We start from the raw sequence: 6,721 nt of genomic DNA on the forward strand, positions 1-6,721 counted from the left end.
TGAGAGTTGTGATAGCAAGCATTAAAGGTATTCTGGAAGAGAAAACCCCGCCTTATGTACTTATTGACGTAGCAGGGGTGGGTTATGAGATCCAATTACCGATGAACTGTTTCTATCAGTTACCCGATTTAGGTGAGCCGGTTCGCTTACTCACCCATTTTATTGTGCGAGAAGATGCTCAGTTGCTGTACGGTTTCCATGACCATGCGTCACGCTCACTATTTCGAGAGTTGATTAAAGTTAATGGCATCGGGCCTAAAGTTGCTTTAGCTATATTGTCGGGTTTAAGCTGCGCGCAATTTGTAGCAGCAGTGAATCAAGAAGACCTTTCCAGTTTGGTGAAAGTGCCGGGCATTGGCAAAAAAACTGCAGAGCGGTTGTTAGTAGAAATGAAAGATCGTTTGAAAAACTGGAATATGGAACTGCCCCAAACCCCAATAAGTGATAGCCTAAGTGCTCATGGTGATTTACCACTGCAGCCAAGTATTGACCCCAAAGAAGAAGCGGTTGCTGCCTTAGAATCTTTAGGTTACAAAACCAATCAGGCAGATAAGTTAGTTAAACAAGTCTGGAAAAATGGAATGAGCAGTGAAGAACTAATCAGAGAAGCGCTCAAAGCTGCTCTGTAATGAAGGTTAGAGATAATGATTGAAGCAGACCGTTTAGTCGCCGCCACGCCGATAAACGAAGAAGAGTCCGTTGATCGTGCAATTAGGCCAAAAAAATTGTCTGACTATACTGGTCAGCAAGCCGTAGTTGAACAGTTAGATATTTTTATTGAAGCTGCCCGCCGCCGCGAGGATGTCCTTGACCATCTATTGATTTTTGGCCCACCAGGTTTAGGTAAAACTACGCTAGCGAATATCGTGGCTAACGAACTCAAGGTCAATATTAAAACCACTTCTGGGCCGGTGCTGGAAAAAGCCGGTGACTTAGCCGCGCTATTAACCAACCTAGAGCCCGGTGACGTATTGTTTATCGACGAAATCCATCGGCTTAGTGCGGTGGTGGAAGAAGTACTGTACCCAGCGATGGAAGATTACCAGCTGGATATTATGATAGGCGAAGGGCCGGCTGCTCGCTCTATTAAATTAGATTTGCCTCCGTTTACTTTGATCGGTGCCACTACCCGAGCTGGCATGTTAACTTCTCCCTTGCGCGACCGTTTTGGAATAGTGCAACGGCTGGAGTTTTACAATACTAAAGATCTAGCCGACATCGTTACGCGCAGTGCTCATTACTTAAATTTGCAGCTAGATCAACAGGGCGCTTGGGAAGTAGCCAGACGCTCTCGAGGTACGCCACGTATTGCCAATCGTTTATTACGCCGTGTTCGTGACTTTGCCGACGTTAAATTTGACGGCAAAGTGACCCAAGAAATTGCCGCGCAAGCCCTCGATCTGTTAAACGTAGATAGTGCTGGGTTTGATTATATGGACAGCAAGTTATTAAGAGCCATTACTGAAACCTTTTCTGGTGGGCCGGTCGGCTTAGATAACCTTGCTGCGGCGATTGGTGAAGACAAAGAAACCATCGAAGACGTGCTTGAGCCGTTTCTTATTCAACAAGGTTATTTGCAAAGAACCCCGCGTGGCCGCATCGCTAGCGATAAAGCCTATCTTCACCTAGGTTTAGACCTGCCTAAGGCTTAAAAATACTGTCGTTGTGCGGCGACAGTCAGCCTAAAAAAACGGCTTAAAATGTTTATTTTTAAGCCGTTATTAAAATTTTCTCGGACAATTATCTAAATTAGTCCTTCAGAGTCTTAACCTTGAGCACTTGCCTGTGTATAGTTATTTGTCAACGATATACAAGGGTAGGATAGATGGCAGTTATTACAGTTCGGGTTTATTACGAAGATACTGATGCGGGGGGCGTGGTGTATCATGCCAATCACATTAAGTACTTTGAACGAGGCCGAACCGAATTGCTCAGAGATCTAGGCTACCAGCAAGATCAGCTTATGCAGCAAGATATCTGTTTTGTGGTGCGCAGCCTAAACATCGACTATAAACGTCCGGCCTTGTTTAACCAGCTGCTCAGCGTAGAAACCACTATCAATACGCTAAAACGAGCAAGTATCGTGTTTGATCAAGCCATTAAGGATGCGGATCAACAGCTGATCGCCCAAGGACAGGTTACCGTTGCTTGTGTCACGTTATCTTCAATGAAGGCCACGGCCATTCCTACAAATCTAAAAGAGGATTTACTCGGTGCATTCTGATATGTCATTTATCGGCTTGTTTTGGCAGGCTAGCCTATTGGTTAAGTGTGTAATGTTATTGCTGGTGAGCATGTCTGTTTATTCATGGGCAATGATCATTAATCGCAACCAAATTTTAAAAAAAGCCAAAGCGGCTAGTGAAAATTTTGAACAAAAGTTTTGGTCGGGAGTTGACCTAAATAAGTTGTATCAAGAAAGTAATGCCCGTGCCGATCATTTGCAGGGTATGGAACAAATCTTTCACTCTGGCTTTAAAGAATATGTACGTTTGCATAAGTCTAGCGGTCGCAGCGCAGAAGCCGTGATGGACGGAACCTACCGCAGTATGCGGGTTTCCTTATCCCGTCAAGTTGAAGGTTTGGAAAATCAACTGCCCATGCTAGCAACCATCGGTTCTATTAGTCCTTATATCGGCCTATTTGGTACGGTATGGGGGATCATGAACGCCTTTATCGCTTTGGGTGAAGTTCAGCAAGCTAGTTTAAACATGGTGGCTCCTGGTATCGCCGAAGCTTTGATTGCGACAGCAATGGGCTTATTTGCCGCGATTCCTGCGGTAATTGCATTTAACCGTTTTTCAACTAAGGTCGCCAAACTTGAACACGACTATGCCAACTTCATGGAAGAGTTTTCCAGTATTTTGCATCGTCAAACTCACAGTAACAGCAACGTGTAGGCTTTAAGGTGAACTATTATCAGCGTCCTAAGCGACGTTTAGTCGCAGAAATTAATGTGGTGCCCTACATCGATGTGATGTTGGTATTGCTTATTATTTTTATGGTGACCGCGCCATTGATTACTCAAGGAGTAAAGGTCGACCTACCTCAAGCTTCAGCTGAACCGATGCCCGAAGATAGCAAACCTCCGCTGGTTGCCACCGTCACAGAAAGTGGTCAGTACTATCTGGACACCGGAGAGGACGGTAGCTCTGCGAGTCAGGCTTTGTCGGGGGATGACCTACAAGCGATTGTGATGGCGCATCTGCAACTAGACCCTCTATTGCCAGTGGTGGTGCGCGGAGATAAGAATGTCCGTTATGAACAAGTGATTAACTTAATGGTACTGTTGCAAAGTGCAGGGGTACCTTCTGTTGGTTTAATGACTCAACCAGACGATAATTAGTTTAGGAATAGCATTGAAGTCGCCATTTAGCCTATCCATAATCATCTCTATACTGCTGCATGCGGTTTTGTTTGTTGCCTTGGTTTGGTCGGTTGATTTTGAACGAGTCAAACTAGAGCCCACGCCCAGTGCGCCGATCATTCAAGCCACTGCGGTGGACATTAACCAGGTGAGCCAGCAGGTCGAGCGTTTAAAGCAGCAACAGCAAGAGAAAGCCGAGCAGCAGCGGCAGCGAATTGAACAGGCAGAAAAAGAAGCCGAACAAGCGCGCAAAAAACGTCTCGCCGAAGAGCGACGAATTAAACAGTTAGAGCTTGAAAAACGCCAGCAAGAAGAAGCTAAACGTAAAGCTGATGAACAGGCGCGACGGGCCCAAGAAAAACAAAAGCTAGAACAAGAAAAAGCTGCCCGAGCCGAGGCTGCGCGTTTGCAGAAAGAACAACAGCGTAAAGCGGCTGAAGAGGCCGCAGCGGCTGCAGAAGCAGAACGCTTGCGTAAGTTAGAACAGCAAAAGCAAGCTGAAGAAGCCGCCAGAAAGGCGGAAGAGGCGGCGCGTAAAGCTGAACAAGAGCGTATTCGTAAAGAGCAAGAGGCGCGGGCCGCGGCGGAGCGAGCCGCTAAAGAAGAAGCTGAACGTAAACGTCAAGCCGAAATCGCGCGCCAAGAAGCAGAATTTGAACGCCAGCTTCAAGCGGAAATGGCGGCCGAAGCGAATGCCCGTCATCAACGCCAAGTGCTAGGTGAGCTAGAAAAATATCGAGCCTTGATTATGTCGACGATCCAGCGGCATTGGTTGACGGAGCCGAGTATGCTAGGTAAGCAATGTCAAATTCAATTGACCTTAGCGAGCAATGGCTTTGTCACACGAATAGGTGACGGAAAAGGCGATGCCGCCGTATGTGAATCGGCACGGCGAGCGATAAGAAAGGCGGTGAGTCTACCGGTATCAGACGATCCCGATGTATTCGCTAAATTAAAAAATATTACTTTAACTCTTAAACCGGAATAGCTGTGATGATGAAAAAATTCCTAGTAAGTGTAAGCTTGTTGTTTGCATTTATGAATGTTGCTCAAGCTAACCTCGAAATTGTAATCACAGAAGGTGTAGATAGCGCCCGACCTGTGGGGGTAGTACCGTTTCAGTGGCAGGGGCATGGCGAGATACCGCTTGATTTAGCTAAGGTGGTAGCCGATGACTTACGCCGCTCTGGTAAATTTAATCCGGTGGCAATTAGCGAAATGCCACAAACACCACAGCAGGCCGAACAAATTGATTATGAAGCGTGGGCAGCCTTGGGGGTAGAAGCGGTATTGCTAGGGAAGGTAGAAGCTTTGGAAGGCGGCCAATACCGAGTGAGTTATACGCTTGTGGATGTGTTAAGAGGTCAAGTTACCGCCGGTAACAAGCAAGAGCTGAAAGACGGTCAATTAGTGGTCAGTAACGATCATATTTTGCTAGACCGTTTCAAAAGCGTCGCTAAAGTGCAGCTTCGCCAAATGGCCCACTTGATTTCGGATCGTGTTTATCAATCTTTAACTGGTGAGCGCGGCGCTTTTTTAACCCGTATCGCCTATGTAGTGGTGGATGAAAAAGCCGAGTTAAGCTATCAACTTAGAGTGGCTGACTATGATGGTTACAGCGAGCAAACCGTTTTGCGTTCCTCGCAACCCATAATGTCACCTTCTTGGTCTCCCGATGGTAGCCAATTAGCTTACGTTAGCTTTGAAAACAATAAGTCAGAAATTATCGTGCATACTATTCGTGGTGCCGATGCCGGTAAGCGCGTGGTGCTAAGTTCTTTCCCAGGGATTAACGGTGCACCAGATTGGTCTCCAGATGGTAAGCGTTTAGCCATTGTGCTGTCTAAAGATGGACAACCCGATGTTTATATTATCGATATTGCAACCAAAAAATTGACCCGTATTACCAAAAGCCGCCGTATCGATACCGAACCAACTTGGTTACCAAGTGGTAACGAGTTGTTGTTCTCTTCGGAGCGCGGCGGTAAGCCACAGATTTATAAAATTAACCTAGACACTAATAAAATTAATCGAGTGACCTGGGAAGGTGAGATGAATTTAGGGGGCGCAGTCACTCCCGATGGCTCGGCCTTAGTGATGGTGAGTCGGGTTAACGGCCAGTATCGAATTGCTCGTCAGGATTTTGATAGTGGCTATGTACAGATTCTAACTCGTACTCAGCTTGATGAATCACCCACAGTTGCACCTAATGGCAGTATGATCATGTACAGCACGGTAGCAGGTGGGCGTAAAGTATTGGCTTTAGTCTCCATGGATGGTCGATTTAAAGCTACATTACCCGCCAAAGAGGGCAGTGTTAGAGCCCCAGCTTGGTCACCCTTTTTAAACTAATTAAACACTATGTGATCATAAGGAATCCATAATGCAATTTGAACGACTATTAAAGACACTTTTTTTGGGTTTAGCGTTAACAGGTTTAGCCGCTTGTAGTTCTAATAGTGCAACCGACAGTGAAGTAACTGGAGCTGGACAAACCGGGTCAGAGGTTGTGGGTGGCGAAGGTAGCCAACAGAATGCCGGTGGGGTTGAAGTGGGCGGTATTGACCCAGTGCTAAGCATTGAAGAACAAGAGCGTCAAAAAGCGGCAGAACTGCGTCAAAGCCAAGTGGTTTATTTTGAATTTGACCGCGCCGACATTCGTGATGAGTTCGCCGAAATTCTTGAAGCTCACGCGAGTTACCTAAGAGACAACCCATCGGTTTCAGTATTAATTGAAGGCCATACCGATGAAAAAGGTACGCCAGAGTACAATATCGCGCTTGGTGAGCGCCGTGGTAAGGCTGTGGCTAAATATCTACAAAGTTTGGGTGTATTAGCATCGCAAATTTCAATAGTTAGTTACGGTGAAGAAAAGCCGGTAGATAGCGCTCATACTGATGCCGCTATGGCTAAAAATCGTCGTGCTGTGTTAGTTTATTAATACGCTAAATCACATAGAGTCATTTATGAAACTTAATATGATTACGGCTACTGTGGTAGCCGTTTTATTTTCGATGAATGTAAATGCAGCGGCCCCGGTAGAAGAGGCGTCGGTGACGAGTGCTCCGGCTGCCGGTTTAGCCAGCAGTGGCCTTAGTTTAGAGCAACGTATTGAGCGTCTAGAGCGAATGCTGCAGGCGCGCAATCAAGTGCAGTTGGACCTGCAGAATCAGGTGGATGATATGGCCGATAGTGTCTCCACTATGGTGGGGCAGTTGGAGCAAAGTAATTATCAAATTCAACAAATGATTGAGCGTCAACGTGAGCTTTATCAGGAAATGGATAGACGTTTTGCTCAGCTGCAAACAGCTAATGCTAGCAGCACTGTGAATACGCCAGAAGTGGCCACTGCTG

The 6,721-nt window shown here is 46.3% G+C and carries 9 protein-coding genes; all 9 read left to right on the forward strand.

Features of this window, described 5'->3' with window-relative positions; genetic code table 11:
• Positions 1 to 8 precede the first annotated feature (8 nt).
• On the forward strand, positions 9 to 629 hold the full coding sequence (gene ruvA, locus ACQY6Q_RS05190; protein ID WP_427978706.1) for a Holliday junction branch migration protein RuvA: 621 nt from the start codon (positions 9 to 11) through the stop codon (positions 627 to 629).
• Between the two features lie 15 nt (positions 630 to 644).
• Positions 645 to 1,652: a Holliday junction branch migration DNA helicase RuvB gene (gene ruvB / locus ACQY6Q_RS05195; RefSeq protein WP_427978689.1), complete on the forward strand. Its 1,008-nt coding sequence runs from the start codon at positions 645 to 647 to the stop codon at positions 1,650 to 1,652.
• A 173-nt stretch (positions 1,653 to 1,825) separates the two neighbouring features.
• Positions 1,826 to 2,224: a tol-pal system-associated acyl-CoA thioesterase gene (gene ybgC / locus ACQY6Q_RS05200; RefSeq protein ID WP_427978692.1), complete on the forward strand. Its 399-nt coding sequence runs from the start codon at positions 1,826 to 1,828 to the stop codon at positions 2,222 to 2,224.
• Entirely contained in the window at positions 2,214 to 2,900 is a 687-nt protein-coding gene (gene tolQ, locus ACQY6Q_RS05205; RefSeq protein ID WP_427978695.1) for a protein TolQ, read from the forward strand. Before ybgC ends, tolQ begins: the two co-directional genes overlap by 11 nt.
• Before the next feature lie 8 nt (positions 2,901 to 2,908).
• Complete coding sequence (gene tolR, locus ACQY6Q_RS05210; RefSeq protein ID WP_427978697.1) at positions 2,909 to 3,346, forward strand: protein TolR; 438 nt, start codon at positions 2,909 to 2,911, stop codon at positions 3,344 to 3,346.
• A 13-nt stretch (positions 3,347 to 3,359) separates the two neighbouring features.
• Entirely contained in the window at positions 3,360 to 4,355 is a 996-nt protein-coding gene (gene tolA, locus ACQY6Q_RS05215) for a cell envelope integrity protein TolA (RefSeq protein WP_427978700.1), read from the forward strand.
• An 8-nt stretch (positions 4,356 to 4,363) separates the two neighbouring features.
• Positions 4,364 to 5,719 (forward strand): Tol-Pal system beta propeller repeat protein TolB, encoded by a 1,356-nt coding sequence (gene tolB / locus ACQY6Q_RS05220; RefSeq protein ID WP_427978709.1) that lies wholly within the window; start codon positions 4,364 to 4,366, stop codon positions 5,717 to 5,719.
• A 31-nt stretch (positions 5,720 to 5,750) separates the two neighbouring features.
• Positions 5,751 to 6,308, forward strand: a complete 558-nt coding sequence (gene pal / locus ACQY6Q_RS05225; protein WP_427978702.1) for a peptidoglycan-associated lipoprotein Pal — start codon at positions 5,751 to 5,753, stop codon at positions 6,306 to 6,308.
• Positions 6,309 to 6,333: 25 nt separating this feature from the next.
• Positions 6,334 to 6,721, forward strand: a 388-nt coding sequence (locus tag ACQY6Q_RS05230; RefSeq protein ID WP_427978704.1) for a YbgF trimerization domain-containing protein, incomplete at its 3' end; no start/stop codon positions are given.

Source organism: Agarivorans sp. (assembly GCF_050295395.1).
In the GTDB taxonomy this organism is placed as follows: Bacteria; Pseudomonadota; Gammaproteobacteria; order Enterobacterales; family Celerinatantimonadaceae; genus Agarivorans.